4 protein-coding genes are annotated in these 2,592 nt (G+C 45.0%); 1 reads left to right on the top strand and 3 read right to left on the bottom strand.

Features of this window, described 5'->3' with window-relative positions:
* Nucleotides 1-83 precede the first annotated feature (83 nt).
* Nucleotides 84-656, bottom strand: coding sequence for a hypothetical protein (locus WEIDD23_RS08975; RefSeq protein WP_010372524.1), 573 nt, complete (start codon nucleotides 654-656; stop codon nucleotides 84-86).
* Between the two features lie 15 nt (nucleotides 657-671).
* On the bottom strand, nucleotides 672-1,061 hold the full coding sequence (locus WEIDD23_RS08980; protein WP_010372520.1) for a DUF948 domain-containing protein: 390 nt from the start codon (nucleotides 1,059-1,061) through the stop codon (nucleotides 672-674).
* Nucleotides 1,062-1,368: 307 nt separating this feature from the next.
* Between WEIDD23_RS08980 and WEIDD23_RS08985 the strand changes: the two genes are divergently transcribed.
* A complete protein-coding gene (locus WEIDD23_RS08985; RefSeq protein WP_010372516.1) occupies nucleotides 1,369-2,088 on the top strand; it encodes an MIP/aquaporin family protein in 720 nt (239 codons plus the stop codon).
* An 89-nt stretch (nucleotides 2,089-2,177) separates the two neighbouring features.
* On the opposite strand, the gene WEIDD23_RS14775 is transcribed toward WEIDD23_RS08985, so the two are convergent.
* The coding region (locus WEIDD23_RS14775) for a M3 family metallopeptidase (RefSeq protein ID WP_242865487.1) at nucleotides 2,178-2,592 on the bottom strand (415 nt) is incomplete at its 5' end.

Genomic DNA, 2,592 nt, shown 5'->3' on the forward strand with positions numbered 1-2,592 from the left:
CATTGACCGCGATTCTACAAAGTAATAATAACCAAAATGAAAAGCGTATCACGGCAAATGTGATACGCTTTTCATTTTGGTTATTAAAGCTCTGACAAGCCCTTCTTACCTGATTCTGACAAACCTTGTGTTGGTTCCAAAACTTCAGGCGTAATCGTCTTTGCTTCTTCAACCGCAACAGGTTCTTCTAAATCATCGAATGCTTCTGACAAAGATGGTGCTGTTGGATCCAACACAATGTCAATGTCTTCATCAGCTAACTCTGGTGCAACCTTGCTTCGGACTTGATCCTTAACCTCTGACGCCTTTGACTTCGCTTGGTCAGCTAAATCTTGTGCTTGGGCCTTCAAATCATCCGCCTTAGCGCGTAGGCCGGCCGTCTTTTCAGACGCTTGCGACTTCAAATCAGCAACTTTACCGTCCAATCCCTTCTCAGCCACAAGTTCATCGGCACGATCCCGAACTGAAGCAACGGCATCTGTTGCAGCATACGTATAATCTACTGCCTTGTCGCGCACATCCACAACAACGTCATCAACCTTTGCCTTCAACTTGCTTTGCTCCTCAGCTGACAAGCTCTTGTAGTAGGCGTACCCAGCTGCGGCAGCTACCCCACTAAACAACAATCCTGCTAGAAATCCCTTACCCTTAGACATGCGTTTACCCTCCAATTATTTACTTGATGATGCTTGAGACTTACGTGCTTTACGGAATCCGTTAACTGCGGTTACCGCTGATGCAACACTGGCACCCCGTGATGAAGCTGTTTTCTTCACCTTGCCAGTCAAATCGTGGGTTGCAGCGTTCAATTCTGAAACCGATGTGCCTAAATCAGCCACCGCTTGGAAAGCGGGGTCGATCGTGGCGACCTTGCCATTTACGTCATTCAATAAAGTATTCGCGTTTGCCATAATATCATTCGCTTCACGCGCAATAATATCGACATCACGGGTAATTACACCCAATGTGCGCGTCAAACGCACAAGGAACAAACCGATAAATAGCACCAATAACAAAACCGCGACTGCGATTATAATTAATGCAATTTGACCTGGTGTCATAGTTCTGCCTCCAAACATATTTGATATCTTTAATTTTACCTGTTTATTGAAAGCGTTTCAATGAAAGTGAATCTAATATTATTAGTCTGTTGTGTGTATGGATTATCCATTCGGGTAAACTAAGCCTGGGATACTTTCACAGTCACTTCGTATCATGTGCACATTTTTACAAACTTGTTAAAAACCCTTAAAATTCCTTGTTATAACAACAAATATTTGATAAATTGGTAAGCGTTCGTGTGTGCGCAGAAATGCGACATAATTTGTTTTGGTTAAACATGTCACTTTTTATTTTTTTGGAGGAATTATGGACCACTCATTAGTAGTGCGCTTGTTCGCTGAATTTTTTGGAACAGCATTTTTGGTTTTATTGGGTAACGGAGCCGTTGCCAACACAGAATTGAAGAACACAAAGGGAGAAGAAACTGGTTGGCTGAACATCGCCGTTGGTTACGGTGCTGGTGTGGCTATCCCAGCAATGGCATTTGGTGCTTTCTCTGCTCAAATTAACCCAGCGTTCACGTTGGCCTTGGCCGTTGTGGGCGACTTCCCATGGTCAGAAGTTTTGCCATACATTATCGCCCAAGTTTTGGGTGCTATGTTTGGTCAAATGTTGGTTGTGGCTGCATATAAGCCATACTTTGATTTGACAACAAACGTTGACGCCGTTTTCGCACCATTCTCAACGACTGATGCTGCTAACTCACGAATGAATGGTTTTATCAACGAATTCGTTGGTACATTCGTCTTGGTGTTCGGCGCTTTGGGTATTACGTCATCTGAAGCTTATAAGGGGATCGCTGGTCTAGCACTTGGTGTCTTGGTTGCAACATTGGTTACGTCATTAGGTGGTGCAACTGGGCCAGGTTTGAACCCCGCCCGTGACTTTGGGCCACGATTGGTCCACGCCCTATTACCATTGAAGTTCAAGGGATCATCACACTGGGAGTACGCTTGGGTTGCCATCTTGGCCCCAATCGCTGGTGCAATCGTCGCTTCAACTTTGTACTGGGTATTGTTTAAGTAAAACACGAAAAGAATGGCTTCACTGCCGTTCTACCAAACGTAAAAAGCACAATCTCGATGAGATTGTGCTTTTTTAATTGCGTCAATTAGTTATTCAGCAGCTAATTCTGCCACCAACGCTTCAAATTCGTTCAAGCGCTGTTCGAACACTTTGAATGTATCACGCAAGTAATCTGGCTTAGTCATATCAAGCCCGGCCTTCTTCATCACATCGATTGGGAATGCAGATGATCCGGCCTTCAAGTATTCCTTGTAAGCCGCCACAGCCGGTGCCCCTTCAGTCAAAATCTTATCCGCCATTGCCGTCGCAGCAGCAAAACCAGTACTGTATTGGAACACGTAGAAGTTGTAGTAGAAGTGTGGAATACGCTCCCACTCGTGCGCAATTTCATCATCAAACGTCAAGGCTGGGCCGTAGTAACGTCGGTTAAGTTCACCATAGGCCTCATCCAAAACATCAGCAGTCAATGGCACGCCTTGCGCATCCGTCACGTGCATCCATTGC

This window comes from Weissella sp. DD23 (genome assembly GCF_001579105.1).
In the GTDB taxonomy this organism is placed as follows: domain Bacteria; phylum Bacillota; class Bacilli; order Lactobacillales; family Lactobacillaceae; genus Weissella; species Weissella cibaria.

Excerpts from the sequence above, each read along its gene's own strand:
- WEIDD23_RS08975 (WP_010372524.1), bottom strand. The coding sequence starts at position 656 with ATGTCTAAGGGTAAGGGATTTCTAGCAGGATTGTTGTTTAGTGGGGTA.
- WEIDD23_RS08980 (WP_010372520.1), bottom strand. The coding sequence starts at position 1,061 with ATGACACCAGGTCAAATTGCATTAATTATAATCGCAGTCGCGGTTTTG.
- WEIDD23_RS08985 (WP_010372516.1), top strand. The coding sequence starts at position 1,369 with ATGGACCACTCATTAGTAGTGCGCTTGTTCGCTGAATTTTTTGGAACA.